The sequence below is a fragment of the Lamprocystis purpurea DSM 4197 genome (genome assembly GCF_000379525.1).
GTDB classification, from domain to species: Bacteria; Pseudomonadota; Gammaproteobacteria; order Chromatiales; family Chromatiaceae; genus Thiodictyon; species Thiodictyon purpureum.
This window is the reverse complement of sequence record NZ_KB902550.1, coordinates 1-26,658: the sequence shown is the minus strand read 5'-3', so window position 1 is coordinate 26,658 and position 26,658 is coordinate 1. Positions and strand designations below refer to the sequence as shown.

At 65.1% G+C, this 26,658-nt stretch carries 24 protein-coding genes; 12 read left to right on the top strand and 12 right to left on the bottom strand.

All coding sequences use genetic code 11. The features are described from left to right. Positions 1–244 precede the first annotated feature (244 nt). From A39O_RS35540 to A39O_RS0127945, 6 genes are all read right to left on the bottom strand, one after another. Complete coding sequence (locus tag A39O_RS35540) at positions 245–1,375, bottom strand: PqiB family protein (RefSeq protein WP_083924937.1); 1,131 nt, start codon at positions 1,373–1,375, stop codon at positions 245–247. Further along, the gene (locus tag A39O_RS0127965; RefSeq protein WP_020507963.1) at positions 1,368–2,009 is read right to left on the bottom strand and encodes a paraquat-inducible protein A; all 642 of its coding nucleotides are present in this window, start codon (positions 2,007–2,009) and stop codon (positions 1,368–1,370) included. The genes A39O_RS35540 and A39O_RS0127965 overlap by 8 nt, the downstream gene beginning before the upstream one ends. Further along, complete coding sequence (locus A39O_RS0127960; protein ID WP_245561998.1) at positions 2,006–2,722, bottom strand: paraquat-inducible protein A; 717 nt, start codon at positions 2,720–2,722, stop codon at positions 2,006–2,008. The genes A39O_RS0127965 and A39O_RS0127960 overlap by 4 nt, the downstream gene beginning before the upstream one ends. A 194-nt stretch (positions 2,723–2,916) precedes the next feature. Further along, positions 2,917–3,765 (bottom strand): hypothetical protein, encoded by an 849-nt coding sequence (locus A39O_RS0127955; protein WP_020507961.1) that lies wholly within the window; start codon positions 3,763–3,765, stop codon positions 2,917–2,919. A gap of 148 nt (positions 3,766–3,913) precedes the next feature. After that, positions 3,914–4,255: a hypothetical protein gene (locus A39O_RS35535; RefSeq protein ID WP_020507960.1), complete on the bottom strand. Its 342-nt coding sequence runs from the start codon at positions 4,253–4,255 to the stop codon at positions 3,914–3,916. Between the two features lie 326 nt (positions 4,256–4,581). Beyond that, entirely contained in the window at positions 4,582–5,118 is a 537-nt protein-coding gene (locus A39O_RS0127945; protein WP_026199800.1) for a hypothetical protein, read from the bottom strand. 92 nt (positions 5,119–5,210) lie between these two features. Here A39O_RS0127945 and A39O_RS42395 point away from each other — a divergent pair, with 92 nt between their 5' ends. Both A39O_RS42395 and A39O_RS0127935 read left to right on the top strand, forming a co-directional pair. After that, complete coding sequence (locus tag A39O_RS42395; protein WP_026199799.1) at positions 5,211–5,480, top strand: hypothetical protein; 270 nt, start codon at positions 5,211–5,213, stop codon at positions 5,478–5,480. Continuing rightward, positions 5,477–6,049, top strand: a complete 573-nt coding sequence (locus A39O_RS0127935) for an amidohydrolase family protein (protein WP_026199798.1) — start codon at positions 5,477–5,479, stop codon at positions 6,047–6,049. Before A39O_RS42395 ends, A39O_RS0127935 begins: the two co-directional genes overlap by 4 nt. A gap of 331 nt (positions 6,050–6,380) precedes the next feature. Here A39O_RS0127935 and A39O_RS0127930 read toward each other — a convergent pair whose 3' ends face one another. Then, positions 6,381–7,718, bottom strand: coding sequence for a metal-dependent hydrolase family protein (locus tag A39O_RS0127930; protein ID WP_020507958.1), 1,338 nt, complete (start codon positions 7,716–7,718; stop codon positions 6,381–6,383). Between the two features lie 259 nt (positions 7,719–7,977). Then, entirely contained in the window at positions 7,978–9,186 is a 1,209-nt protein-coding gene (locus A39O_RS0127925; protein ID WP_020507957.1) for a hypothetical protein, read from the bottom strand. 238 nt (positions 9,187–9,424) lie between these two features. On the opposite strand from A39O_RS0127925, the gene A39O_RS42390 reads away from it, so the two are divergent. After that, positions 9,425–9,763, top strand: a complete 339-nt coding sequence (locus A39O_RS42390; protein ID WP_211211747.1) for a hypothetical protein — start codon at positions 9,425–9,427, stop codon at positions 9,761–9,763. A 57-nt stretch (positions 9,764–9,820) separates the two neighbouring features. Next, positions 9,821–10,765, top strand: a complete 945-nt coding sequence (locus A39O_RS35530) for a polysaccharide deacetylase family protein (protein WP_020507956.1) — start codon at positions 9,821–9,823, stop codon at positions 10,763–10,765. 83 nt (positions 10,766–10,848) lie between these two features. Here A39O_RS35530 and A39O_RS0127915 read toward each other — a convergent pair whose 3' ends face one another. Together A39O_RS0127915 and A39O_RS0127910 are read right to left on the bottom strand one after the other, a co-directional pair. Then, entirely contained in the window at positions 10,849–12,378 is a 1,530-nt protein-coding gene (locus A39O_RS0127915) for a DUF1254 domain-containing protein (RefSeq protein ID WP_020507955.1), read from the bottom strand. 88 nt (positions 12,379–12,466) lie between these two features. After that, entirely contained in the window at positions 12,467–15,007 is a 2,541-nt protein-coding gene (locus tag A39O_RS0127910) for an arylsulfatase (protein WP_020507954.1), read from the bottom strand. 205 nt (positions 15,008–15,212) lie between these two features. Here A39O_RS0127910 and A39O_RS0127905 point away from each other — a divergent pair, with 205 nt between their 5' ends. The 3 genes from A39O_RS0127905 (at position 15,213) to A39O_RS0127895 (ending at position 18,766) form a co-directional block, all read left to right on the top strand. Further along, positions 15,213–16,268 (top strand): AraC family transcriptional regulator, encoded by a 1,056-nt coding sequence (locus A39O_RS0127905; protein ID WP_157640470.1) that lies wholly within the window; start codon positions 15,213–15,215, stop codon positions 16,266–16,268. A 219-nt stretch (positions 16,269–16,487) separates the two neighbouring features. Beyond that, positions 16,488–16,850, top strand: a complete 363-nt coding sequence (locus A39O_RS35525) for a BrnA antitoxin family protein (RefSeq protein ID WP_020507952.1) — start codon at positions 16,488–16,490, stop codon at positions 16,848–16,850. Positions 16,851–17,377: 527 nt separating this feature from the next. Next, positions 17,378–18,766 carry a cytochrome P450 gene (locus tag A39O_RS0127895; protein WP_040528977.1) on the top strand — a complete coding sequence of 463 codons (1,389 nt, stop codon included), beginning with the start codon at positions 17,378–17,380 and terminating at the stop codon, positions 18,764–18,766. A gap of 32 nt (positions 18,767–18,798) precedes the next feature. Here A39O_RS0127895 and A39O_RS0127890 read toward each other — a convergent pair whose 3' ends face one another. After that, positions 18,799–19,521: a hypothetical protein gene (locus A39O_RS0127890; RefSeq protein ID WP_020507950.1), complete on the bottom strand. Its 723-nt coding sequence runs from the start codon at positions 19,519–19,521 to the stop codon at positions 18,799–18,801. A gap of 920 nt (positions 19,522–20,441) precedes the next feature. Here A39O_RS0127890 and A39O_RS43300 point away from each other — a divergent pair. Next, entirely contained in the window at positions 20,442–20,576 is a 135-nt protein-coding gene (locus tag A39O_RS43300; protein WP_281170111.1) for a hypothetical protein, read from the top strand. Next, positions 20,545–21,660, top strand: a complete 1,116-nt coding sequence (locus tag A39O_RS0127885; RefSeq protein ID WP_020507949.1) for a tetratricopeptide repeat protein — start codon at positions 20,545–20,547, stop codon at positions 21,658–21,660. The genes A39O_RS43300 and A39O_RS0127885 overlap by 32 nt, the downstream gene beginning before the upstream one ends. Here A39O_RS0127885 and radC read toward each other — a convergent pair whose 3' ends face one another. Beyond that, a complete protein-coding gene (radC, locus tag A39O_RS0127880; RefSeq protein WP_026199795.1) occupies positions 21,661–22,335 on the bottom strand; it encodes a RadC family protein in 675 nt (224 codons plus the stop codon). 130 nt (positions 22,336–22,465) lie between these two features. Here radC and coaBC point away from each other — a divergent pair, with 130 nt between their 5' ends. The 3 genes from coaBC to A39O_RS37235 all read left to right on the top strand — a co-directional run bounded on the left by coaBC (position 22,466) and on the right by A39O_RS37235 (position 26,523). Continuing rightward, complete coding sequence (gene coaBC, locus A39O_RS0127875) at positions 22,466–23,698, top strand: bifunctional phosphopantothenoylcysteine decarboxylase/phosphopantothenate--cysteine ligase CoaBC (protein ID WP_020507947.1); 1,233 nt, start codon at positions 22,466–22,468, stop codon at positions 23,696–23,698. Then, complete coding sequence (gene dut, locus A39O_RS0127870; RefSeq protein WP_020507946.1) at positions 23,691–24,161, top strand: dUTP diphosphatase; 471 nt, start codon at positions 23,691–23,693, stop codon at positions 24,159–24,161. The genes coaBC and dut overlap by 8 nt, the downstream gene beginning before the upstream one ends. 67 nt (positions 24,162–24,228) lie before the next feature. Further along, positions 24,229–26,523, top strand: coding sequence for a phosphohexomutase domain-containing protein (locus A39O_RS37235; protein WP_020507945.1), 2,295 nt, complete (start codon positions 24,229–24,231; stop codon positions 26,521–26,523). Positions 26,524–26,658: the final 135 nt, after the last annotated feature.

Genomic DNA, 26,658 nt, shown 5'->3' with positions numbered 1-26,658 from the left:
CGCCTGCTGGCCCAGCCGTTGCAGCTTCAGCTCGAATAAGCGCCGCCGGGCACGGCGTCGGATTCCGCTCGCCGGCAACCACCGGCGCCGGGAATCGCTTGCCTGGCGACCGTGACACCGGCGCGAGGACTGATTCGACCACCCTCCCGGCACCCGCCAGGGCGTCCCGCTGCCCCCCTGGTTAGGTCAAACCCACTCCGCAACGGCCAACGCCAGCGCCGACCGGTGCCGACGACGCCCGATGTCAGCTGGCGGCAGGGTTATGCTTCAGGGCTGCGCTCTGCGCGATGGCCTGGACAGTGGCCGACTGTTGTGTCTGCAGGCGGGCGACGATGCGCTCCGGATAGGCGACGACCTCCACCCGCCCGCGCACCGCCAGCTTCACCGGGTCCAGGTCGACGCCGACCTGGGTGACCTCACCGGCAGGCAAACCGAGCAGCGTGAGCGGCGCGCCGATGGACAGCCCGCGCAATGACTCGCTGAAAAAGAACACATAGTGTCTGGCGATGGTGTCCGGCTGCTTCATCGCCGTGGTCCGGTCGGCGTAGAGGGGGAAGGTGCTGTCCGCGGCGGCGGTTTCACTCGCGGCGGCGAAGCTGGGAGACTCGAACGCGATGCCGCCGATCAGCAGCGACACCAGCGATTGCGTGCGCAGATCCAAGCCGTCGGCGCCCAGCGAGAGGTCGACACCGCCGGCATTCCAGAACCGCGTATCGGTGCCGACGAACCGATCGTAGGGGGCGTTGACGAAGACCTGAATGCTGACGGACTGCCCGTCGTCGGCAAGCGCATAGGCGATCACCTGGCCGACCTGAAGACGGCGAAAATACAGCGGCGACCCGACCCCCAAGGAGCCCATATCGTCGGCCTTGAGCTGGAACTGCCGACCCGGCTGATCGATGGTCACGGCCGGCGGCACCTCCAGCCCGACGAAGCGGCGCCCTGCCCGCTGCGAATGGCCCTGCTCGAAGCCGATGTAGTTGCCCGCCAGCAGCGTGCTCAGGCCCGAGACCCCGCTCAGTGTCACACGCGGCGCGACCACCCAGAAGTTGGCGTCTTCGACCATCAGCCCTTCCGCGTGCTTGTCGATCCTGGCGGTGACCATGACCTTGGAGTAGTCCTGATGGAGTTCCACCGCCGTCACCTGACCGATCTTCACGTCCTTGTATTTGATGAAGGTCTTGCCGGCCTCGACACCCTCCGCCGAGTTGAAGACGATGGTGATGGTCGGCCCCTGATTCATGATGCGGTTGACCGCAATCCCGATCGCCACCGCGGCGGCGATCAGCGGGATGAGCCAGATGGCCGAGATCCGCCGCCGTGGCGGCGTCCGGGTGGCGCGGGGCAGTGTCGCGTGGTCGATCGGGTCAGGCAACATCAGGCTCCGTCGTGGTGTCGGCATCCCAGATCAGGCGGGGATCGAAGGACGCGGCGGCGATCATCGTCAGCACCACCACCGCCGCGAAAAAGACCACTCCCGCGCCAGGCTGCACCGACATCAGAGGCGAGAGCTGCACCAGCGCGACGGTGAAGGTATCGACAAAGACATCGAGCATCGACCAGCGCCCGATGAACTCGACCAAGTGATAGAGCCGGGTCCGCTCCCGGTTGCCCGCAATCGAGCCGCGCTGCACCGTGATCAGCAGATAGACAAGCGCCAACAGCTTGCCGAGCGGCACCATCACGCTCGCGATCAGCACGATGAGTGCCAGCGGCCAGGACCCGGAGGTGTAAAGGAACACCACACCGCCCATGATGGTGTCGTATGCGGTCGACCCGAGCGTGGTAGTGCCGAGCACCGGCAGCAGGTTGGCCGGGATGTAGCAGATGGCCGCGGCAATGACGAGCGCCCAAGTGGTCTCGAGTGACCCCCGGCGGCGCGATGCCAGCCGCGCGCCGCAGCGCGGGCAATGACCGGGCGCGGCGCGGCTCACCTGCTGCGCGAGCAGGCCGCAGGTCCCGCAGGACACCAGTCCGGCCCGCGCGGCCGTGAGCGTGGTCGTCGTCATGGTGCCGACCGCGGGTCCGGGGTGCCGACGGCCTGAACCGCGCCGTCCGCGGGGAGTGACCCGTCGTCGGCCCAGGTCACCCGCTGCCAGATGGCTTCCGGATCAAAGCTGGACTGGATGGCCGGGATGAGCAGCATCAACACACCCACCGCATACATACCGACATCGGGCTCCACCGTGGCCAATTCCGCAATCTTGATGAGTGCGACCAATATACCCAGCATCATCACCTCGACCATCGACCAGGGCTGCATGGCCTCGGCCCAACGCAGCAGCTCCCCGACCCAACGCGGCGCGGGCGGGCGGCGGGCGGCGAGCAGGACCGCCAGCGTGCACAGGAGATAGGCCGCCGGGGCGAACACCGCGCAGAACGCCACGACGACAGCGGTCAGCTCCTGACCCTGGCGCCACATCTCCCAGGAGCCGCCGACAATCGTGGTATCCGCCTGCTGCCCCACCACCGAAAGCCCCATCAGCGGCGCCGTGTTGGCCAGGATCAGCACCAGCAACGCGGCGATGCTGAGCGCCAGTGGGCGTTCGATCGGGTCCGCCATCTGCGTCACCAGCGTCCGACCGCAGCGCGCGCAGCCTGCCTTGGCGCCGGGCGGGAGTTCCGGCACAACCTGCAGCAGATCGCAATCCGGGCAGGCAAGGGTCTCGGTGTTCCCCGTGGACTCCGGCCAGTTGTCGATACCAGAAGGACCTGTTGGCACGCTACCGGTCATGAGAAGACGTTGACCCGCCCCGCAAGATGAATATCTCCCGTGGGAGCGGCCTCCGGCCGCGATGCGGTGCCGCGGTAACCGCCGATGCGCGCGATCCCGCGAGACCCCATCGCGGCCGCAGGCCGCTCCCACCGGGTCGCCGTGTGACGCACCCCGGATGAGAATGATGATGGACGCAGATCTTACCAGCGAAATGTGACACCAAGCGCCGGACCGGTGAAGCGCAGGTTGGCATCCTGCTCGTCGAAGTCATAGGAGAGCGAGCGCAGCGCAAGTGTCGCATCGCCCCAGTCAAATCGGTACCCGACCCCCACCAGGGCCTGCCAGGTCCAGCTTGACGAGCCGGTTCCCACATCCAGGTAAAAGGGCATGAACCAGCGCGGATCGCCGAACAGAATCTCACCCTTGGCCCCCACGAGACCAACCCAGTCCTCCCGGTTCTCGGAAACCTTGCCGGTCCGGTCGAGCAGACCGTAGCTGCCCGCGAGTTGCCACTTGAACTCGGTATCCAGGCCGAGGTAACGGAACCCCGCGAGCAGATCGACATTCCCCCAAGCGCCGTGGGCCAACGTATAACCGCCGCCCAGGGTCCAGACCGTTCCGCTCACACTGGTCTCGGCCTGGTGGGCCAGATTGGTCAAGGACTCGCCACGGAAGCCGCGGACCGTGCGGATGCTGGAGTCCTGATTGCCCAGGTCCAGGTAGATGATATCCGTGTAGACGGACCACAAACCCTTACGCGCCTCGCCGCTCACCATTAGCGCGAATTGCAGGTTGGAGAGATAGTCGTTGGGTCCGATCTCGGTGCTGAGTTGGGTGGCCCCGGATTGCAGCAGGGCCGCCGCGCGGGGCCGCAGATCATAGTTTAGATCGGCGTTGATATTCGGCAGCCAAAGATACGGAGTAACGCTGAAGCGCCAATTGCCATCCAAGGGGTCGACCGCCGCCGCGGCGGGGATTGCGACCAAGGATCCGGCGAGCAAAACAGCAGCCTGAACCAGTATCGCGGGTGGGTGTTGCGGTTGCTTCATGTGTCTCATTCGAATTGGAAGCAGAAAGAGCCGCACCGCTGCGCAGCGATGCGGCTCATTCGTTATCGCCGCTCAGCGCTTGATGTCATCCGGTCGGCCGAAATGATGATCCACGCCAGGAGTTGCGCGTCAGCGGCAGCACAGCCGATTACTTCTTGAGATCCTCGGCCGCCTTCTGCGCCGCCGCTGCTTTACCTTCCATCCCGCCGGCGACGGCGGCGGCATCGACCGCCTCTTCGGTCTTGATCTTGGCGGCGCGCTCGTTGGCAGCGGTCGGATCGGCTTTAGCCTTGGCCTTGGCCGCGGCGGCGTCCTGGGCTGCCTTGTCGGCTTGGCCCTGCCGCTTATCGGCCTCCGCTTGCTCGGCGGCGGCGCCGGTCATCACCGCATCCGCGGCCGCTTTTTGCGCCGCGGATTCGGCGGCGGCAGCGCCGGCCAGGGTGAGTACGAGTGCAGCGGTCGCGGTCACGATCAGGTGCTTCGATTTCATGTGGCTACTCTACCAGTCAGTGGATGGTTGAAATCTACCGCGGTTGCGGCATAAGGATTCAATCGGGCGCTTCACCTGGCCGTCCTGGTCGCGATAGCGCCGCTCGGCACGAGGTCTGCGAATTCCATTCGCTGACCTGAATCTTACAGCAGCCCCCCGCTTTGTGCTACAGGGCCATCACCGGCGCGGAGACGGCTCGCCCATTGACATCACTTAGAAACACAATTGAATATGCGCATCGATCTGCCGGTCGCAACCGTCGTTGGGCATAACCATTCTTGCTTGGATAGTTGCCTCGCACAAGCTATCCCCGAACGGCCGGATCATCACCGCCGCCAGGCGCGGCGGGCCGCGCCGGCATAGGAGATGGGAGTCAGGGGCATCCCGATGATGTCGATGAAAAGGACCGCAACACCCGCCTTGGCGGGGATCTTGCCCTCCAGAATCTTGACGTTATAACTCAGGTCGTCCCCGGTCAGGACCGGATCGTGCAACACCACCACCGCGTCGACCAGCGCCTCGTCTTCAAGGAAGGACAGGGTCGCATTGGGCGGATCCTTCAGAAAGCTGTCCTTACCCTCGCTCCAGAAAGGCACGAACTTCGCGGTGGCCATATGCGTGGCGAGGCGCTCCGGGCGGTCGGCGAACATTACCGTGGCGGGGCTGATACCTTTGAGAGTCAAGCGGCCGTCGGCGTAGGTGATTCCCTGGGCATTCTGGACAAAGAGAAAGTCCGCCTGCTTGGGCGCCTCATGGCCGGCTTTCTCATGTGCCGGTTTCCCTTCCGCCGCCATCGCGGACCTCAGCCCGAGGGCCAAGGGGATCAGGGCAGCAGCGCCCAGTAGTTCGCGTCTGTTCGTCATCGTCATCTCCGATTCAGTTACGATACTTGAATCTATCAAAGGGGCTGCCAGACTACCTTGCAATTCCGGCCATGTCTGACCGAGCCCGAACCATGGCCAACGGCACCCTCGAGGAGACCGCGTTCTTCAACGGCGCGCCGGTGGTCCTCGGCCGCGTCGGCTCGGAGGGACTCAAGACCTTCGCGCGCGCAGGCGCCAAGCTCTGGGCGCGTTTCGGCTACACCACGGCGCAGGAAGGCCGGTCCACGCCCCAGATCGTCGAGATGCTGAAGCAGGTGGCTGCCGAAGGCGGCTTCGCGAACGACGTCAATACCTATCCGGACGTGCTCGTCGACCGCGCCTACATCCAGGCCAACGCATGATTTTCTCCAGCCACCACGACGCGCCGGTCGCCTTCCCGGATTCGATGCGCGTGCTCGACGCCACCGTCACCCGCCTCGCCCGCGGCTCCGGCCGCATCGTCGGCCCGGACCAGCGCGTCGATGTCATCACGGCACTGAAGGCCATGACGCTCTGGCCCGCGTATCACCATTTCGAAGAGGCGACGAAAGGCAGCCTGGAGCCCGGCAAGCTGGCCGACTTCGCGGTCCTGTCACAGGACCCGACGGCGGTCGAACCCACCGCCATCGCCGATCTCCAGGTCACCGAGACGATCAAGGAAGGCGTCACGGTGTTCCGCCTGACGGCGGAGGAAGAGCGCAAGGCCGAGCGGATGCTCCACCCGGGGCGCGACGGCCGCGATGTGTTCGCACGCTTCCTCACGGCCGCCGCCGCGTCCCGCGACCTGGCGCAGATGCCGTCCTTCGCGCGGCGGCCCGTGGCCTTGGCCCAACTCACCAAGGCCCCCCACGACAACGCCTGCGTCGCCGGGGTGCTTGGCGACTTGGTACAGGCGATGGTCCAGGCGGAGGAAGCACCGGCGGGGCAGTGATGCCTCAGCGATAAGGGGAGAAGGACGCCTTTGATGCAATCCCGCTTCTCGCACTTGGCCTCGCTGTCGTAACGCTCGTTGAACTCGCTGAGGGACATACCGTCAGCAGTTCCAAATTTATGTGGCCGCCGCCGGCAGCGTGTCGGCGGCGCGGCTGATGGTGGATGCGCTGCGCTTATCCACCCTACGAAACCGGCTCCGCTGGAGGGCGGATAAGGCGCGCCGCTCGATGTCAGGGACCCGGCACGGCGGTCGCGCGCGCCGCATCCACCAGGGGTCGCGCGATGCGGCCTAAATTCGGAATTGCCGGATAAATCCTTGACTGATTTCGTTATTGCACGAGGTTCTTATAGACTACGCCGTCCTTCATGATCACCAGAAAGTGAGCGGGGTCGGCGACCAGGTCGATGTTGACCAGGGGGTCCCCGTCGACCAGCAGCAGATCCGCCAGGGCGCCCTCCGCGACGACCCCGAGCTTGCCCGGGTAGGGGCTGCGGGGGCCGGACAGGGCCAGCAGCTCGGCGTTGTCCGCGGTTGCCATCTTCAATGCGCCCGCGGGGCTGTACCAGCGGACCATTTTCGCGAGCTGCTGTCCCTGCTTGGCCGAGGTCTCGGCGCTGAAGAGGATGTCCGTGCCCCAGGCGGTCTTGATCTTGTGCCTTTTCGCCAACGCATACGCCTGGTCGGTACCGCTGAACATCTGCAGTTGCTTGAGCCGGTTGGGGGAGCCCTCCGCGAAGGCGGACGGCCCGTCGCCCGTGAACGGTTGCAGGCTCCACCACACGCCCTGCTCGGCCATCAACCGCGCGGTAGCCTCATCCAGCAGGTGGCCGTGGTCGATGCACTTCACGCCCGCCTCGATCGCCTGCCGCACGGCCCGTGGCGTATAGGCATGCACGGCGACATAGGTGCCCCAGTTCTCCGCCGCCTCGACCGCCGCACGCAGCTCGGCGACCGTGTATTGGGTCACGTCCAGGGGGTCAAAGCTCGACGCGACCCCGCCGCCGGCCATCAGCTTGATCTGGGAGGCGCCGAGCGCGAGCTGCTCCCGTGCCCGCTGACGAACCGTGTCCGGACTGTCGGCGATAGCCGCGGCGCCGATGCGTTCGCTGAAGGAGAAATAGCCCGGTGGAGCCGGCAACTCATTGGCCAGCCGGAAGTCGCCATGGCCACCGGACTGAGAAATGAAGGCCCCCGCGGGCCAGATACGCGGGCCCACCACCAACCCTTGATCGATGCCGCGCTTGAGACCGAAGACCGGGCCGCCCAGATCACGGATGCTGGTGAAGCCGCGCATCAGCATGTCCTTCGCGGCCTTGGTGGCGGCGACGCTGATGTATCCGGCATCGCTGCTCAGGATCACGTGCTGGGGCAAGGTCGCGAACATGATGTGGGTATGGGCGTCGATCAGCCCGGGCATGAGGGTGCGACCGCCACCGGCGATGCGGGTGACCGAGGCGTCAGGAGGATCGGGGATGGGGTCCCTGGAGAGCGTCGCGATGCGATTGCCCAGCACCAGAACGTTGGATGGCTCCGACAGCCGATCCGAGGTGCCGTTGAAGATCCGCACGTCCTCGAAGATCACGGCCGTCGCCTGAGGGTCCTGGCCCCGCGCGAGCTGGGCGAAGCCAACCGCGAACGCGATGAATGCCCCCAATCCGGTCATCATGTAAGGTCGCATTGTGTTCCCATCCGTTGCCTGATCTACAGAGTTCGGAGTCTTGCCTGTCGCTGCATGGGAATCAAGTCCCGGCGAGATCGCCGGCTAAGATCGGTAGCCTTGCAGGCTGTCCCCAAAGCCTGCCTCAGTGACTCAGTTATAGCATTCGGACGTGATAACCGGACGTAGGGGCGGGTTTCAAACCCGCCCCTACGCCAAGGGTCTGTCTGGATATCAGGTACGAAGGCTATACGTGCTTCGCCACCGGTCAGCGCCGCAACCCTCGCACCGGCGCGGTAAAAAAGAGCACGACCAGACCCAGCAGCGCGCACCACAGCAGGAACAGACTCAACCGATAGACCAGGCGCCAGCCGGGGTTGGCCGGTCGGATGATCTCGAAGCGCTCGACATAGACCGTCTCGCAGGCTCCATTGCCCTGGTCGGTGCGGGTGGTGCTGGTCCCCCGCTGAAAGCCGCCGCCGTGTGAATAGCGCGCCAACTGGCCGGTGAGGCGGATCTGGTCGCCGATGACCGCGGACTTGATGGCCCGCTGGACTTGGGGGTCGGCGCTCAGCAGGTGATTGTTGGACAACTGGTCCCAGGCGAACCACTGGGCCGCCGGAGCGTTGCGCGGCCCCACCCAACAGGTCCAGGTCGTATTGCTGTAGCTCATGGCGCGGAAGGCGTCGCTGCGGACATTCGCGCCCCAGACCACACAGAGGTCACGGATGTTGATGAAGTCTTGCCAATCCTTGAAGTGATAGATATCGGAAATGACGTCGCTGTCATGCAGGCTTACGACCACGGCCTCGAGCACATAGTCGTAGAGCGGCTCAATGGTATAGAGGATGCCCTGCGCCTGCACGGTGAAGGGCTGCCGCGTCGTGGGGGTCTGGCGTGGCGCGGCCAGTTGGGCTTGGTCATAGAACGCGGGCGCCGGCAACTGCGCCTTCTTCCAGTGACTCCAGAGGGCGACCCCCAGGCTCGACAGAAAGACCAGTAATACCAGTTGCGTGACCACCTTGAACGGAAACTCGGGGTCGCTGGCCGACGCCGCCGCCCTGGCCGTCGGGAGCGCTGGACGCGCTAAGCCGAACTTGGCGAAGACGATCCCGCACCGCCGACACAGGTCCGCCTCGGGCTGCTCCTCGCCACAGTTGGGACACCGTTTCGTCGGGGCCGCGACCTCGAACCTGCTCGGGCGCGCCCAGACCTCGGCCGCCGTGGCCGGCGCTGCCGCGGTGGCCGTTGACCAGGGGCGCACCAGCGCGACCACCCCCGCCTGCTCGCAGCGACGACGCACCTGCTCCGCCGCGGCGGCCGAGAGCGGCCCCCCCAGCGTGCGCGGACGACCGTTGAGCAGCGACTCGGCCTGCGGCGCCGGCAGCTTGAGCATCGCGGCCAGAACCGTCACCGCCACCGCCCGGTCGGCACCGGGGAGCAGGTCGCCCGTCAAGGTCAGTGAATATTGAGTCACGGTCGGAGACTCCGCAGGCAATAGGGGCGCAGTAGGGTCCGCTGCGCGGACCGACGACCGTGCCGATCGCGCGGTCGCCGGGTTTATGACCAAGGCCCTCGTGGAGATACCTTAGGACCTGTCCCCCCACTGACGCCCTATTATGCCGCCGTCGCCCGCGGCTTCACCACCCGCTGCCGTGCCGCCAAACAGTGGCTTGTTCCCCGCTGCTCCCCGTCGGCCGCCAGCGGATCGCAGTTTGCCCTTGCCGAGCCCTTCCTTCAATGCTACGGTCTTTGGCAGCGAAATCCGCCTGGCATTGCCGGAAGCGACCATGAAAAAAGCATTGATGGCTTTCCTGTTGATGTGCTGCTTTAAACCATTGTTTGCTTATGGCCCCGACACCGTCGCCTTTGCGGATCGGTCGCTATGGCCGGAAACAATGAATTCAACCGCTGCCTTTGATCGGGCGTCGAGAGCGGAAATCCTGGTAAAGGGGTGGGCGGTTAGCTCCTCCACCCACAACATGTTGTGCTTGATAAGTTGCCGAGAGGCTGGCGATGCGAGTATTTTCAAGCCATTGTGTCGTTGCCCTTGAACCTGGAGGAGCTAACCGCCCACGCCGTTCCTGGTATTTGCTGCTGCGCTGGCCGAAGTGGCGGAACAAGACGCCGCGACATTAAAAACCAAACTGAACATTAAACAGGTGGATGCCGCTTCGGTCGCGCGGGTGCGCAATCAGTTGACCGCACAGCTGTTGCAAAACTGGCGGTTTGCCGCGGCTGACTGCGCTAATTCCGAGGTCTTTTGCGACAACATCAGCACGGCGGATGAACTTCTGACCGCCGCCGAAGAATTAGAAGAAAGATTGCCGGAGTCCTATCGCAACTGGCACACCAAAGCCCGGGTTTTCCATAACAGCTATGCCGGTGAATTGATTAGGCTGGCTGCACTGTTCCCGAAGGTCAGCAGTGAAATTGATACCTTTTCCGCGCTGGAACACACCGGCTTTGAACTTCCGGATCGGCATTTTGTATTGACCTTTGATGATGGCCCTTCGCAACCCGATGGCAATACCGATAAACTGCTTGCGTTACTGACAAACAATAATCTTCACGCCTCGTTTTATCTGCTGGGCGAGCGGTTGCAAGCCCGGCTGAAACAAGCGGAGCCGGCCACGCCGGCAACGCTGTTTCACGGACAATGCGCCGCGATGCACGGCTGGCGACATGAATCTCACGCCAAATGGGAGAAATGGCAAAGCTCAATTATCGATACCCGCGATCTGGTTAAAGCAACTTTCCCGCAGTCCTATCAGCCCTGGTTCCGTCCGCCTTATGGACAACGCCGCGCCGACAGCGGTGAGTTCTTCAGCAAGCACGATCTGAAAGTAGCGCTGTGGAATATCGACTCGCAGGATTGGAATAGTCGGGTCAGTGGCGAAGACGCGGCCCAGCGGATTATGACGCTGATGCTGTTATGGCGGCGCGGCGTCATTCTGTTTCATGACATTCATCCCAAGGCGCTGGTCGCGGTGCCCTGGTTGCTGGATCATACTCGACAAACCGGAGTGGTCTGGCAAGATTGCCGGCAGTATTAATAACCAGGAACCTGCCCGTTTTTCAAGAATCACGGCGCAGGTGTCTGGGCGAAGGCGCACCGAATCCGGAGCAGCGCCGGAGATTACGGCTGCAATTCGAAATCGCTCGGCCGCCAGGTCTGATCGAACCAGGGCTCCAGCGGCCCATAGAGCCGCAGCAGCACGTTGTAGCCCTTACCAGACATGGTTTGCACCCAGTTCGCTTCCTCGCCGGGCGGCGGCTTGGGTCCAAACCAGACGGTGGCGCCGCCGTCCGGATTCTTTTTCATCTCCGGCACAGTGCTGTCGAGCCCCGCAAGCTTTTGGTCGGTCGGCAGCAGGGAGCGGGTCTGGTTATCGTAGACCGTAAAGGACCAGAAATCCTTCGCCGGGATGGGTCCCGGCAGGTCGACCTTGTAGGTGCGTCCGCCGTCCAAGTAATTTCCAGCGGAATCGCGGAAGAGCCCCGCGTAAGCCGAGCCGGTGCCCGGCTTGGCCTCGCTCATGGCTGGCGTAATACCGGTGGCGTAATAGAAGAACATCATACGTGCATCGAGCAGACGCTCGGCCCCGTCGAGAAATTGGTAACTGCCGCCCACGAACGGCGTCAGCCATTGCCGGTCGGAGAAAATCCGGGTCCGCGGGTCGCGCGAAGCAAACAGGTTCACGCGTGCGATCGCATTCGCTACGGCCACCGACTCGGTGAGGGTCTTCTTCATCCGCTCGTCGGGCGCGAATGGGTGACCCTTGCGGATGCCGATGGCGGCATAGAGGCCCACCGTATCCGGGTCGACCCAGTCCGCGGGCTCGTTCTGCACCACGCCGTTCAGCTCCTCGTAGAAGCTGAAGTCGTTGGCGCTGATCGTGTTGTATTGTTTGCCGGAAACGTTGACGAATTGAGTCGCCGGGGGCTTGGGCGCCGCTGCGAGCGGATAGACAGCCGCCTTCGACTTGACCCCGTCCACCGCGGCGGCGATGTCCCCCTTCTCGACAAAGGCGCGATAAAACACGAGTACCCTGTTGGTACGCGGCTTGGCGACGTGATAGCCGCTCTCCGGGAGCTTGCCCTTGTGGCCCGGCGGGACGAACAGATACTTGCCGCCGTGTCCCTTGTCCGGACCCGTCAGGCCGACGTCCGTCACCCAGCGGAAATCGGCGTCGTCCACTGGACCCAGCACCCGCGGCGGCACCTGCAACACCACGGGTCCATTATTGAGATTCAGACAAGCCAAGACGTAGACAGTGGTGGTGTTGGGCGTCAGAAACAGCGACCGCGCATCGAGCAGGTCCTCGCTGATACCGATGCCCCGATTGGCCTCGATGCCCGCCTCCGCGAGGCCGCGGCACACGGCGTAGACAGATGTGGCCGACATGCCGCGCAAAAAGGCATCGACGCCGCGACCGAAATCCAGTTGATCGTAGGCCAACTGCACTGTCGCGGGATCGGGGGCACCGTCCTTGAAGCGCAAAGTGCCGATGCGGGTCTCAGCCATATCGGGCGTCGTAATCTTGGCCGGCACCTCGGGCGCGAATCTCGGTGAGTCCGCGAGCGCTTGCGCATGGTTTGCGGCGGGGGCCGCCAGGACCGCCGTTACCAAGGCAAGGCGGGATAGCGTCTGCTTCAGTATGACCATTGGCTGTCTCCTCTGTTTTGTTGGTGACCCTCCTGCGCGGTGCCGCCCGTCTCGGGCGACCCGCGCGCGGGCCAGGGTCCGTGCCGGGCTATTCCCTGGCCGCCGCCGCCTTTGCCTCCCCTTCCTTCAGTTGTTGGATGTCTGCGGGCGAGAGTTCCGGCCGGTCGACCGCGATCGTCAGCTTGTTGAGCTTGGCCGTGAGCGGGAACGGCGGCTGGTAGTCGGCGTCGTTCACGCCGGTGAGCGTATCCGAACCGATGTCGAAGCTCTCGTCCCACTGCAGGATGATCGGCAGCGTCTTCGGCAGGGTCTTGGTGTCGACCACCTTGCCATCCACCTTGAGCGTGCCGGTGCCGGGGCGACCGAGCCCGCTGAAGCTGTTGAACACCAGCGTGCCCACGCCGAGCCCGTCGTACTTGAAGTCGAACTCCAGCGTATGGCGTCCCGGTGACAGTGCCGCGGTGCCCTGCCACTTGGGGCGATCGAGGTCGATCAGATTCCACAAGAATACCGGCTTGCCCTCGAGAAGATAAAAGCCGTAGCCGGCGAAGCGCCCACCCGAGGTCAGGATCATGCCCTCGGCACCACCGTCCGGCACCTCGATGTCGGCGGTGATGGTGTAGGAGGTGTTCAGCAGCATCGGCGAGTCGCCCTGCGGCAGGCCGACCATCGGGCGCGTATAGACGAACTCGGTGCGCCCGGCGGTGATGTTCGGGCGCGGCGCGATGACCCGCGCCGCCACCGATCCGTCGAGCGGGAGGACCTGGTATTTCTTGGCCTCGGCAAGGAACCGCGCGCGCAGCGACTTGACCTTCTCCGGGTGCTTGGCGGCGATGTCGTTGGACTGGGTGAAGTCCTTGGTGAGATCGTAGAGCTGGAACACCTGATTGTTCAGCGGGTCGGCGTTGGCCGCGCCGAAGGCCTCCCAGGGTGCGCGATCGACCTTGGTGCTGAGCAGCCAGCCATCCTCGTAGAGTGCCCACTGACCCATCATCTCGAAGTACTGGGTCTGGTGGCGCGACGGGGCCTTGGCGTTCACGGCGTCGAAGGTATAAAGGAAGCTGGTACCCTCGATCGGCTGTTGCTTGATGCCGTCCACCAATTCGGGGGCGCGGATGCCGGCAGCTTCGAGGATCGTCGGCACGACGTCGATCACGTGCACGAACTGCTCACGCAGGGCGCCCTTATCCTTGATGCGCGCCGGCCAGGACACGACCATATTCTGGTTGGTGCCGCCCAGGCGCGAGGCGTTCTGCTTGAACCAGTCGAAGGGTGTGTCGAAGGCCCAGGACCAGCCGGCCGACATGTGGTTGTAGGTCTGCTCGGTGCCCCAGACGTCGTACCACTTCATCTGTACGTCCACCGGTACGGTGACGCCGTTGAAGAAGGCCACCTCGTTCGGCGTCCCGATCGGCCCGCCCTCGGCGCTGGTGCCGTTGTCGCCGTTGATATAGATGACCAGCGTGTTGTCGCGCTTGCCCAGGTCCTCGAAGGCCTGGATCACGCGGCCGATCTCATGGTCGCTGTAGGCGGAGTAGGCGGCGAAGACCTCGACCTGGCGGATGAAGAGCTTCTTCTCCTCGGGCGTGAGCGCATCCCAGGGCTTCAAGACCTCCTTGGGCCAGGGCGTGAGCTGCGCATCCTGGGGGATCACGCCGAGCCGCTTCTGGTTCTCGAAGATACGCTCGCGCAGCTTCTCGTAGCCATCGTCGAACAGGTGCATGGCGCTGATCTTGTCTACCCATTCCTTCGTCGGATGGTGCGGTGCGTGCGTGGCGCCGGGCGCGTATTTGATGAAGATCGGCTTGCTCGGGTCGGTCTGATGCATCCGCGTCGCCCAGTCGATGGCCTCGTCGGCCATCCCGGTGATCAGGTTCCAGGTACCGGGCTCCTTCCCCAGGAAGGGGTAGATCTGCGTGGTATTGCGGAACAGGTTGGGCTCCCACTGGTTGGCGTCGCCGCCGACGAAACCGTAGAAATACTCGAAGCCCATGCCGGTCGGCCATTGGGTGAAGGGGCCGGTCTGGCTCGCCTGGAAGGCGGGCGTGTTGTGGTCCTTGCCGAACCAGGAGGTGTTATAGCCGTTGTCGAGCAGGATGCGGCCGATGGTGGCGTTGTCCACACCGATGATGCTGTTGTAGCCGGGAAAACCGGTCGACTGCTCGGAAATCACGCCGAAACCGACCGAGTGGTGGTTGCGCCCGGTGATCAAGGCGGCACGCGTCGGCGAGCACAGCGACGTGGAGAACATCCGGTTGTAGCGCAGACCCTCATTGGCGATGCGGTCCATGGTCGGCGTCGGGATGACGCCGCCGAAGGTGCTGGGCACGCCGAAACCGGCGTCGTCGGTGATGATGAGCAGCACGTTCGGCGCGCCCTTGGGCGGCACGACGGCCGGCGGCCACCACGGCTTGGACTGCAGGGCGCCGTCCTTGATGACACCGCCGAACTTGGGATCGGGCGGCGGCAGTTGATTCCCGGGGATGGTCGTGGTGGCGCCGGGCGAACCGGGGACGCCGGTCACCTGCACAGCACCGAACGCCGTGTGTGCGACCGCAAGACCAACCAGTAGGATCAGGCCCAGCCAGCCGACGCGTCGCCACGGAAAGATCATGCTGGACTCACGCATCTTCGGTTGCCTCTTGGTGAATGTTCAGTTAAACGGCGAAATCGTGGGAAGGACGCCCCGCCGGTCGTGCACCTGGGCGCCGAGCTTGCCGGCCGCTCGACCGCAAACCTTGGCCTTTGAATCTAACAAAGCGGCTGCTAGTCTACCTTGCAATTCCGGCCTCACCTGACCGAGCCGGACAGCAATGTCACAGGATTACAGCACCATGACGGCTCAGTCCCCGCCCTCCGGCGATGACACCGCGGCCACGGGAACCCCGCGTCGGTTCGGCGACCTGTGGGTGGGGCCGATCCGTACGCTCCCGGCTGTCTTGACCGATCTGGGCGTCCGCCCGGAGCGTGCATTTTCCGAGGCTCAAGTCGATCCCGAGCTGTTTGAAGACCCCGACGCACGCATCGCGATCGAGTCGCTCGGGCGACTGTTGGACACCTGCGTCGCGCTCACGCGGTGTGACCACTTCGGGCTCCTGGTCGGCGAACGCTTCAGCCTGGAGGCGCTGGGTCACCTCGGCTTACTGATGCGTCATTCCGCCACGGTCGGCGACGCCATCCGCAGCCTGCTGCTGCATCTGGACCTCACCGACCGGGGTGCGGTGCCGATCCTGCTGACCCCGGACCCCTCCTGCGTCACGCTGGGGTATTCGATCTATCGCCACGGAACACCGGCCACCGCGCAGATCGCCGACGGCGCGATCGCCATCGCGTACCGTATCCTGCGCGCACTCTGCGGTCCCGCGTGGCAGCCGCTGCGCGTTCAGTTCGCGCACGGCCGCCCCGGCGACCTCGCCCCGTATCGCCGCTTGTTTGGGACGAGCCTGACCTTTGATGCCGAGGTCTCGGCGATCCTGTTCGCCTCCTCCTGGCTCGCGCAGCCCATTGCGGGTGCCGATCCGCTGCGCCATGCCGCCCTCACCCGGACCATTCGCGAGGCGGCGGCCAGTAACCCGATGCGCTTTGCCGAGCAGGTGCGGGGCGTCTTGCATCAGATGATCCGCGGCGGGACCGCGTCGGCCGCCGCGATTGCACGCCTGTTCGGCATCCGCGAGCGAACGCTGCGGCGACGCCTGGCGGATGAGGGAATGCACCTGCAGCAACTCATCGATGAAGAGCGCTTTGAGATCGCCAAGCAACTGCTCGACAGCACCAGCCTGCCGATCGCGGAGATCGCGGCGGCCTTGCACTATGCCGATCCGAATGCCTTTTCACGCGCCTTTCGGAACTGGGCCAAGTGCAGCCCGCGGGAATGGCGCGCGCGGCGTTGATCGCCTGGTCACAAGACGGACGCAATACCGTTGCTGTCCACGGATCAGTGCCACCTGCTCTGCGTCTGCCGACACGCCTTTGGGACCTTTTGTCCGGGATACGCGTAGTTACAAAAAAATTGACGACCGACCCTTTACGCACTAGTCTTTTAGTGTTCATGACCTACACGGAGCGCGGCAGCGATCTTCACGTGATCAGCCTGAGAAAAGCAAAACGCCATGAAATCAAAGCATTTGCCCGATGGGTTTCCGGACAGTCCTGACGCATGGGACAGATTGATCGCGGCGGCCCCACCTCCGGTCGATGAGCCCGAGTGCCCTTATGACCCCAATGACCCGGCAGCGGTCGAGGCGTATTGGCGTGACGCGGTGCTGGTCAGCAAAGGCGGCGTACCGGCAATCCGCGCGGCCCTGGACGCGCGTCGCACCCGCGGCCAGCGGGGGCCGCAGCGCCGCCCGACCAAGGTCTCGGTCACGGTGCGCTACAGTCCCGAAGTAGTGGCCTGGTTCAAGTCCACGGGCGAGGGCTGGCAACGGCGCATGGATGCCGTGCTGCGGGACTATGTGGCTCGGCAGCAATAAGCAACAAGTCAGACAGGAGTTTTGTCGTTTTGTAGGGTGGATAAGCGCAGCGCATCCACCATCAGCCCCGCCGACGGCTCCACGCTGGATGCTGCCGCCCAAATTTGGAACTACCGACGCCGTGTCGCCAGCATCGTAGGGTGGACAAGCGCAGCGCAGTCCACCAGCGGCGGCGCGGGGTTCGGTGGACTGCGCTAGCGCTTGTCCACCCTACGGCCGAAACGATGATCAAGGCCTAACCGGACGTAGGGGCGGGTTTCAAACCCGCCCCTACACGAAGGTCTGTCTGGATATCAGGTGCGAACGCTATAAGGTAGATCCAGCTTCCGGATCACCCGCCGGGTGAATCGCACAACGCCGATCACGCACTGAAACACCTTGGCGAGCTTGGCGCCTTGGCGTGACAACGTCTTTACTGGACTGACCGGTCGCGGACGCCCCCGATCGCGGTAACGCCCGCCCCGCCTTTACATGCCGTCGGTCAACACCATAGTCACGGGAATGCCGTTATTCGGAGGCCGGCGACCATGGGCACAGCGACTCCAATCTTGTTCGAGCGCAAGGGCCATTGGCTCCTGGGCGCCCTTGGCGCATTTCGCGAGGACCGTCTGCGCTTCCTTACCGACACCGCGCAGATGGGACCCATCGTGCGGTTTCGACTCGGGCCAAGGCGCTGCTATCTGGTGTCGGACCCGGACCTGGTCCGCGAGGTGCTGGTGACCCGGCATCCACAGATGGCGCGCGATCCGCTGGTGCGGCGGATTCTCGAGAAGACCCTGGGTGGCGGGCTGCTCACCAGCGACGGCGCCTATTGGAAGCGCCAGCGCCGCATGATCGCGCCGGCGCTGCATCTGCAACGGGTCCGCGGCTATGCGGACCTGATGGTGGAGCATGCGCTGGCCGCGGCGGGGCACTGGCGTGACGGCGAGGAGACCGATGTCGAGCAGGCGATGGATCAGCTCACGCTGTCGATCGTGACCGCGGCGCTGTTCCGGGTCGACAGTCGCGTCCACGCCGCGACGGTCGCCGAGACCCTCCCAGGGTTGCAGGAGATCGCACGGCGTCAGTTCGATCGCCCGGTGCAGATCCCGGACTGGCTGCCGACGCCGGAGCATCGCCGCCAGCGGGAGCTGTCGGCGCGGCTGAACCACATCGTGATGGAGGCCATCAGCGCGCGCCGCGCGCGTGTCGGCGAGGGCGACGGCGGTGACGACCTGCTGACGATGATGGTGCAGATGACCGACGCCGAGACCGGCGAGCGCATGACCGACGAGGAGATCCGCGCCGAGGTCATCACACTCTATCTGGCCGGGTACGAGACCACGGCCCTGACCCTGACCTACGTCTGGTACGAGCTGGCGCGGCAACCGGCGCTCGCGGCGCACTTCCAAGCGGAACTCGAGCGGGTGCTGGGCGGCCGCCCGCCGCGGATCGACGACCTGGACCAACTGCACTACACCCGCATGCTCTTCAAGGAGGCGTTGCGCCTGTATCCGCCGGCCTATTTCATGGTCCGGGCCGTGGCCGAACCGATCACACTCGGCGGACATGCCATCCCGCGCGGCAGCGTGCTGCTGCTGAGCCCGTTCGCGATGCACCGCGACCCCAGCCTGTGGGACGCGCCCGAGCGGTTCGACCCGACGCGGTTCGCCGACGATGCCGAGCGCACCTGGCACAAATTCAAGTACTTCCCGTTCGGCGGCGGTCCACGCATCTGCATCGGCAACCAGTTTGCGCTCGTCGAGGGTCAACTGCTCCTCGCCACCCTGGGGCAACTGGTCGAGTTCGAGCTCCTGCAACCGGACCAGCCGCTGACGCTCGAACCCCAGATCACGCTCGGCCCCAAAGGCGGCATGCCGATGCGCTTGCACCGGCGGGCGCGGCCGACGACCGCCGGCGCCACCGCGCCCGCGTGACCCCGCAAAGAGCGGTTGTCACGCCAAGCGCCTTACCACTCCAAGGGCGGCAACGCGCAGAAGATCTTGCGCGTGCCCTCGAGCCATTGGCGGGTCAGCGCGTCGAAGTAGGCGTCACCATCGGCGAAGCGGCGCTTCATGGTGACCCGCAGACTATCCTTGGCGTAGCACAGCAAGTCGATCGGCATGCCCACCGAGAGGTTGCTGAGCATCGTCGAGTCGAAGGACACCAGCACGCACTTGGTGGCGTCCTCCAGGGACGCGCCGGCGCTCACCCCCAGGTCGAGAATCGGCTTGCCGTACTTGGCCTCCCCGGTCTGCAGAAACACGGTGTCGGTGCCGGCCTCGATGAAGTTACCCTCGGCGTAGATCCGAAACAGACGCATGTCCTCGCCGACGATCTGGCCGCCGAGGATGAAGGACGCGTTGAACTTCAGGCCACCGCTCTCCAAAAACTTGCCGTCGCGACGCTCGATGTCGCGCATCGCATCCGACACCAGATTGGCCACGTCGAACAGTGAATCGACGCTCCAGAGGTGCGGCGGGGCACCGGCCGCGCGCCGGCGCAACAGGTTGATCACCGTCTGTGTGGCCGCCAGGCCGCCGGAGCTGAGCAGCACCAGCACCCGGTTTCCAGCGCGCTCGAACACCGTCATCTTGCAGAAGGTGGCGTAATTGTCCACGCCCGCATGGGTGCGCGAATCGCTGGCGAGGATCAGCCCCTCGTCGAGCTTGACACCGACGCAGTACGTCATGGCCCGACGACCGCGTCGGTCCAGACCTTGAATTGGTATTCCATCTCGAAGCCGACATGAATCTGCATGGTACTGGCCGCTCCATTGCTGCTGAGCCGGGGGTTTACGAATGATAGGCCGATATCTTCGGCAGGTCTGTTCGTCAGCGTACGCCCGGGACGCAACAGGCAGGGCCCCCATGCCGATGGCACCGGCAGCAGTTCCAAATTTGGGTGGCCGCCGCCAACAGCGTGCCGGCCGCGAGGCTGATGGTGGATGCGCTGCGCTTATCCACCCTACGAAACCGGCTCCGCTGTAGGGTGGATAAGGCGCGCCGCTCGGTGTCAGGGGCCCGGCACGGCGGTCGCGCGCGCCGCATCCACCACGGATCGCGCGATACCACCCAAATTTGGAATTGCTGTGGCACCGGCGGCGCGCTTGACCAGGTTCTTGATGAATGTGGTCGAGTTCCTGCTCGCTTGCCACGTTCATCAACTCGGCGGTGAGTTCCAGGAGTTCGTCCTCATTGAAGACCTGTCCGCACCTGGACGCCGAGGCTCTAGCCGGTGGCGATTCCCGAGATCTCAAATAAAATCAGTGGTGCCTGCGCGCCGAACCGGCTAAAGCCTCGACCTCCAGTGGCCGGAACGATGACCAAGGCCCTGACGGCGAAGCGGATTTCGCCCAGGGCCAATCACGCGCCGAACCAGCGAAGCGGGTTTCGGTTGGATTGGGCCGATCGGCACCGCGGAGTCCGTCGGCGTCGGCGCTTGGGGTTCCGCACTACCGCATTCACGCTTACACTGCCGGAAGGCACCTAGCCCGACAACTTGGACCATTGCTGTTCAAAACGGACGACCAAGAAGGGGCGACGAACGCTTCCGCAGCGGATCGACAGGAAATGACGATTCTCGGAACCTGCAACACGAGACGCACACACAATGAGCGAGCCGACCGTTTGGGACTATCGGGACAATCTGGACTACGACCTCCCTTTGAACCCAGGCGACCCGCGCCTGGTCCCGCTGAACGACGCGCGCGGCGATGGCACTGGAGCGCTATCGCGCCTTGGATAATCCCCGCGGCGTCGCCGCCGCACTCGGCGTGATCGCCGACGGATTGGAGACGCAAGACCGGATTGGGGAAGCCCTGCGCATCCGAACCGAAGAGCAAATCCCGGTGCTCCTGCGCCTGGGAGATAAGCAAGCTGAAGGAAAGGCACTCAACAAGCTTGGCAAGACTTACGCCGCTCTGGGCGAGTTCGAGAAAGCGGCCGGCTGCCATGAACAGGCACTGATGATCGCCCGCGCGGATGGCGACCACCTCGGCGAGGCCGATACGCTACTTGCCATCGGCCGCCTCGCACTGCGCACCGATGATCACAACGCCGCCCGCGACGCCTATCAGCAGGCCCTATCGCTCTACCGCGCCGACAACGTCCACTTGGGCGAAGCCAATACCCTGAAGGCCATCGGCGACCTCGCCCTGCGCACCGCCGATCTCACCGCCGCCCGCGACGCCTACCGGCAGGCCCTGCCGCTCTTCCGCGCCATCAAGGACCGCCGCGGCGAGGCCAATACGCTCCAGGCTGTCGGCGACCTTGCCCAGCGCACCGACGACCACCCCGCTGCCCGCGACGCCTACCAGCAGGCACTATCGCTCCAACTGGAATTGATAAACACGATGGAGGGCTACGCGGCGACGGCCTTCCGGAGTTTCGTCGAGTTGTGGGCGACTTTCCAGTCGATCGGTGACCACCTTGGCATCCAGTCGGCCTTCGCTTACATGGCCCGCGCCGCCGAGGCCCTAGGCCAAATCGACCGTACGCTCTTGCTGGCGGGCGAGTCCTTAGCATTGGGCCGCGCCGCGAACGACCGCTTCGGACAATCCATCACGCTGAAATTGATGGTCAGGCTCTTGCAAGACGCCGGGGATGCGGCAGGTTGGCCCGCCGCGCTGGTGCTCTACCGCGAACTGTTGGCCGGGGTGGGCGACATGCGCACGCTGGCCCAGACCGATGCACTCTGGCAGCAAGTCGCACAACAGGTGCCCGCGGCCGAACTGGAGCGGCTGCGCACCCAGGCCCCCGCGCTCCTGGAGACCGCGCTGGCCGCGGCGCGCGAGCGCTTCGGCGGCGGCGACCCGACCCGGTTGGACTAATTACAACAGCCCCCGCTCGGCAAGCGAAGTCCCCTGCCCATCGCCGATGATCAGGTGATCGAGAACGCGCACGTCGATCAGCGCCAGGGCGTCCTTCAGCCGCTGGGTGATGCGCAGATCCGCCTGGCTGGGTTCAGCCACGCCCGATGGATGATTGTGTGCAAAGATCACAGCCGCGGCGTTGGTCGCGATGACGCGGCGCACGACCTCGCGCGGGTGCACGCTTGCTCCGTCGATGGTGCCTGTAAAGAGTACCTCGTAGCGGATGACTCGGTGCCGATTGTCCAGGAACAGGCAGGCGAAGACCTCATACGGCAGCCCGTAGAGCTTGAGCCGCAGATAGTCGCGGGTCGCCTCCGGGCTGGTCAGGCAGTCTTGATCGGCCACCTGGGTCAGGAGATAGCGGCGACTGAGTTCCAGCACCGCGCCCAGTTGGGCGATTTTCGCCCGACCCAGGCCCTTGACCTCACTCAAACGCCGTTCATCCGCCGCCATCAGTCCAGGCAGCCCATCGAAGGCGGTGAGCAGTTCCCGCCCCAGATCGACCGCACTCTTGCCCTGAATGCCCGTCCGCAAAAAAATCGCCAGGAGTTCGGCGGTGGACAGTGCCGCGGCGCCATGCTCCAGCAGTTTTTCGCGCGGGCGTTCATCTTCCGGCCAGTCAGTGATCGCCATCGGGTCCCTCGCTACGGAATCCAGCCGAGTCTTGTTGGCCGCGCGCAACGCCGGGTACATCACGGCGCTGACGGCGCGGATCAGTTACACTTTCGACCATTCATGAACCATCATCAAGGTCGACTCCCTCATGGTGCCAGACTCCGGCCCGCGCGTCCTCCTCGGAGTGAGCGGCGGCATCGCGGCCTACAAGGCGGCGGACTTGGTGCGCCGTCTGCGCGAACGCGGCTGCGTGGTCCGCGTGGTGATGACCGAGGCGGCGACCGCCTTCGTCAGTCCCCTGACGTTTCAGGCACTCTCCGGCGCGCCGGTGCGAATTAGTCTGCTCGACCCGGCGGCCGAGGCCGGCATGGGGCATATCGAACTGGCGCGCTGGGCGCAGCGCATCCTGTTCGCGCCCGCCACCGCCGATCTGATCGCCCGGCTCGCCGCCGGCCTGGCGGACGATCTGCCAACCACCCTGGCACTCGCCACGCGCGCGCCCCTGTATCTGGCGCCGGCGATGAATCAGCAGATGTGGCTGCATCCCGCGACCCAGGACAACCTGGAGCGGCTGCGGGCCCGCGGGGCGCGCATCCTGGGGCCGGCGCAGGGCAGCCAGGCCTGCGGTGACCTGGGGCCTGGGCGGATGCTCGAACCCATCGAGATCGCCACGGCCCTGCTCGCCGACCTCCTCCCGGATGCGGTGAATCCGCCGCCGTCCACTGCCGCCGCGGGCCCGCTGGCGGGCGTACGCACAATGGTCACCGCCGGTCCCACGCGGGAACCGCTCGACCCGGTGCGTTTTCTGGGCAATCGCAGTTCCGGACAGATGGGTTATGCCCTGGCCGCGGCCCTGGCGCAACTGGGCGCCGAGGTGTGTCTGATCAGCGGCCCCACGGCGCTTCCCGGCCCGGCGGGGGTCACGCGCGTCGACGTGGAGACCGCCGCACAGATGCATGCGGCCGTGTTCGAACGGATCGGCACGATCGACCTGTTCGTGGCCGCCGCGGCGGTGGCGGACTATCGGCCGGCCGCACCCGCCGAGCGCAAGATCAAGAAAGAGACGGCGGAACTGACGCTGCAACTGATCCGCAATCCGGATATCCTCGCCGAAGTCGCCGCCCTGCCCCACCCGCCCTTCACGGTCGGATTCGCCGCGGAGACCGATCAGGTGGAGGCGCACGCCCTCGCCAAACTCAGCGGCAAGGGACTGGATCTGATTGCCGCCAATCAGGTCGGGGGAGATCAGGGCGGCTTTGAGCGCGCCGAAAATGCCCTCATCTGCCTGTGGCGCGAGGGTCGGCGCGTGTTACCGATGATGCCCAAGACCCGGCTGGCCGGGGAACTGGCCCAGTTGATCACCGAGCGCTATCTTGCCTGATCCCACCGTGCATCGTCTTGAGGTCAAGGTCCTGGACCTGCGTCTGGGCCGCGAGTTTCCGCTGCCGCAGTACGCGACCGCGGGTGCCGCCGGGCTCGACCTGCGGGCCATGTGTGACGCACCGATCGACCTGCCCCCGGGGGGCAGCGTGTTGATTCCGAGCGGCATGGCGATCCATATCGCCGATCCGGGGGTTGCCGGTCTGGTGCTGCCGCGCTCGGGACTCGGCCATCGTCACGGGATCGTGCTCGGCAATCTGGTCGGCCTGATCGATGCGGACTACCAGGGGCCGCTCTTGGTGTCGTGCTGGAACCGGGGGACCGCGCCGTTCCGTATCGAGGTCGGCGAACGCATTGCCCAACTGATTCTGGTTCCGGTGCTGTGCGCACAATTGACGCTGGTGACCGAGTTCGCCGCGTCGGTGCGCGGGTCCGGCGGATTCGGGCACACCGGCAAACACTGACGACAGCGCCGGCCGGTCCGGCGCCAGGTTGCATTTTGGCATCGATTGCGCGGCGAGGAGGCAGGCCATGGTAGCTCCGCGGAGGGAGGACGCCCGGCACAAGGCGGCGGAGGGCGATTCCCCGCCTGGGATCAAGCGTTTCTGGATCGAGAGCTTCATCGGCATCGCGTTGGTGTTGCTGCCGACCGCGCTGCTGCTGCTCTATGTCTGGGCCGCCCGCAGCGCGGCGGATAGCCGGCTGCTGCTGGAAGGCGCCACCGACGCCTTGGCCGTCACTGTGGCGAGCGAGATGACCCGGGTTCGCGGGGTGGTCCAAGCGTGGCAGGAGGACCCGCAATTGCGCGCGGCCTTCGCCGCGCCCGGTAAGCCCGAGACCCTCAAACAACGTGAGGAGGACTTGCGCAAGCGCCTGCCCGAGGCGCTGAACATCCACCTGTTCGCACCGGAGCAAATCCATGCGGTCGAGGGTATCCCCTTCATGAGCTACGCGGGGCTCGACCTGGCACGCCAGGCTGCCCAGGCGCGTACCCTGACCCTGATCGAGGTCCACAAGGTCGGCCAACCGGACATGCACCTGGCCGTGGCCGCTCCCGTGCTCGACGCGGCGCATGAGCGGGTGTTGGGGGTCGTCCATGTCGCGCTGCCCATGAACCTGCTGCCCAATCCCTTGGGTTCAACCGGGGATAGCGGTCTCATCCTCTATCAGCAAGTGGTGGGGGATGCGGTCGCCAACCTTGAGCGCATCGACGCGCCCGATGGCCCGCCGGACCATACAGCGGCCATCGCCGGCACCCGCCTGCGGACCGCCGTGTGGATCAAAGGCGCTGCGTTGGTGGACCCCTGGCTGATGGGCGGGGTCGGGGCGGGCTTTCTCGTGGTCATGGCACTCATCGGTGCCGTACTCTGGCTCGGCTACAGCGGCCTGCGACGCGCTTTACTGTTGGACTGCAAAGGCTTCGTCGCCCTCGTCGATGACGCCGTTCACCAACGTACGGTCCGGCGCATCAAAACGCGCCTCGCCGATATTCAGGAAGCACATCAGGAGACACTGAATCTGTTGCGCGGTCTCCAGCCGACCCGCGCACCGTTGCGCGGCACGGCGGCAGCGCCCGCACCCCGCGCGCCGGCGCTGCCGGATACCGAAGGCGATGGTCTGAGCCCGACCTCGACCCTTAGCGAATCCAGCATCGAAGTCGAGGAGTTGGATCTTTCAGTCTACGATTTGGATCTGCCGGTGGAGGCGCTGAACCTTCCAGAGGGATTTGACCCCTATGCCACGCCGATCGAGCAAACTCCCGAAGGTGCGCCAAGCCTTCAGGAGGCCCTGGACGCGGGAATCGCGTCCTACGGGACCACCCAGGCGGACGTTCCCGCCGAGATTTTCCGCGCCTATGACATTCGCGGCCTGGTCGACGATCAACTCACCGCCCCAGTGATACGCGCTATCGGCCAGGCGGTGGGCAGCGCGGCGGCGGCCCTGGGGGACCCCACGGTCGTCGTCGGGCGTGATGTCCGCCCGTCGAGTGCCGCCCTGGGCGACGCCCTGATCCAGGGTATTCGCGGCACCGGCGCGAATGTGCTGGACTTGGGTGTCGTCCCGACGCCCCTGGTCTATTTTGCCTGCGCTCACCCGCAACCGCAGACCGGTGCCATGGTCACCGCCAGCCACAACCCGATCACCTATAACGGTGTCAAGATCGTACTCAACGGTGAGAGCGCCCAAGCCGATCAGATCCAAGCCTTGTATCGGCGCATCCTGGTCGGGGACCTGGTGACCGGCCGCGGCGGCTATCAGGCACAGGACATCATCAGGAGCTATCGCGCGTATCTGGAGCAGGACGTGAATCTGGCACGTGGTCTCACGGTCGCCATCGATTGCGGTAACGGCACCCTATCGGCAGTCGCTCCGGCGCTGTTGCGCGCACTCGGCTGTCAGGTTCTGGAATTGAACTGCGACCTGGAGTCCCCCCTCCCCGATCCCATACCGGACCCCGCACTACCCGAATGCACACGCGATCTTGGTGAACTGGTCCTGTCTAAAGGGGCGGACATCGGACTGGCGTTCGACGTGGACGGCGATCGGCTGGGCGTCGTCGACTCCCAGGGTCGGTACATCAGTGCGGACCGCGTGTTGATGCTGCTCGCGACGGATGTTCTGGCCCGGCACCCAGGAACCGATATCATCTACGATGTCAAGTGCAGCCGACACTTGGCCCACGGCGAATCCGTTCTAGCCCACCGTGGCTGGCCGTCCCCGCGGGCGGCGGCGGGAGTTTTCCGTCATGCCCAGGTAGTCGAACACCAGGCGGACGTTGCGTGCCAGGCGTTGGATGGTGGCGGCGACCGTGTCGCGGGATTTTGACTTGATGGCGCCGATGGCGAAGCGACGTAGCGCGGTGATGTTGGCGGGGCCGTGGCCGGTGCGGATGGTGCATCGGTCCTCGTCCCAGTTCCAGTCGAGGATGTAGTGGCAGCTGTTCTCGATGCTCCAGTGACA

Excerpts from the sequence above, each read along its gene's own strand:
- A39O_RS35535 (WP_020507960.1), bottom strand. The coding sequence starts at position 4,255 with ATGAAATCGAAGCACCTGATCGTGACCGCGACCGCTGCACTCGTACTC.
- A39O_RS37235 (WP_020507945.1), top strand. The coding sequence starts at position 24,229 with ATGGTAGCTCCGCGGAGGGAGGACGCCCGGCACAAGGCGGCGGAGGGC.
- A39O_RS0127890 (WP_020507950.1), bottom strand. The coding sequence starts at position 19,521 with ATGACGTACTGCGTCGGTGTCAAGCTCGACGAGGGGCTGATCCTCGCC.
- A39O_RS0127895 (WP_040528977.1), top strand. The coding sequence starts at position 17,378 with ATGGGCACAGCGACTCCAATCTTGTTCGAGCGCAAGGGCCATTGGCTC.
- A39O_RS35525 (WP_020507952.1), top strand. The coding sequence starts at position 16,488 with ATGAAATCAAAGCATTTGCCCGATGGGTTTCCGGACAGTCCTGACGCA.
- A39O_RS0127885 (WP_020507949.1), top strand. The coding sequence starts at position 20,545 with ATGGCACTGGAGCGCTATCGCGCCTTGGATAATCCCCGCGGCGTCGCC.
- A39O_RS0127905 (WP_157640470.1), top strand. The coding sequence starts at position 15,213 with ATGACGGCTCAGTCCCCGCCCTCCGGCGATGACACCGCGGCCACGGGA.
- A39O_RS43300 (WP_281170111.1), top strand. The coding sequence starts at position 20,442 with ATGAGCGAGCCGACCGTTTGGGACTATCGGGACAATCTGGACTACGAC.
- coaBC (WP_020507947.1), top strand. The coding sequence starts at position 22,466 with ATGGTGCCAGACTCCGGCCCGCGCGTCCTCCTCGGAGTGAGCGGCGGC.
- A39O_RS0127965 (WP_020507963.1), bottom strand. The coding sequence starts at position 2,009 with ATGACGACGACCACGCTCACGGCCGCGCGGGCCGGACTGGTGTCCTGC.
- radC (WP_026199795.1), bottom strand. The coding sequence starts at position 22,335 with ATGGCGATCACTGACTGGCCGGAAGATGAACGCCCGCGCGAAAAACTG.
- A39O_RS0127935 (WP_026199798.1), top strand. The coding sequence starts at position 5,477 with ATGATTTTCTCCAGCCACCACGACGCGCCGGTCGCCTTCCCGGATTCG.
- A39O_RS0127915 (WP_020507955.1), bottom strand. The coding sequence starts at position 12,378 with ATGGTCATACTGAAGCAGACGCTATCCCGCCTTGCCTTGGTAACGGCG.
- A39O_RS0127945 (WP_026199800.1), bottom strand. The coding sequence starts at position 5,118 with ATGACGAACAGACGCGAACTACTGGGCGCTGCTGCCCTGATCCCCTTG.
- A39O_RS0127930 (WP_020507958.1), bottom strand. The coding sequence starts at position 7,718 with ATGATGACCGGATTGGGGGCATTCATCGCGTTCGCGGTTGGCTTCGCC.
- A39O_RS0127910 (WP_020507954.1), bottom strand. The coding sequence starts at position 15,007 with ATGCGTGAGTCCAGCATGATCTTTCCGTGGCGACGCGTCGGCTGGCTG.
- A39O_RS0127955 (WP_020507961.1), bottom strand. The coding sequence starts at position 3,765 with ATGAAGCAACCGCAACACCCACCCGCGATACTGGTTCAGGCTGCTGTT.
- A39O_RS42395 (WP_026199799.1), top strand. The coding sequence starts at position 5,211 with ATGGCCAACGGCACCCTCGAGGAGACCGCGTTCTTCAACGGCGCGCCG.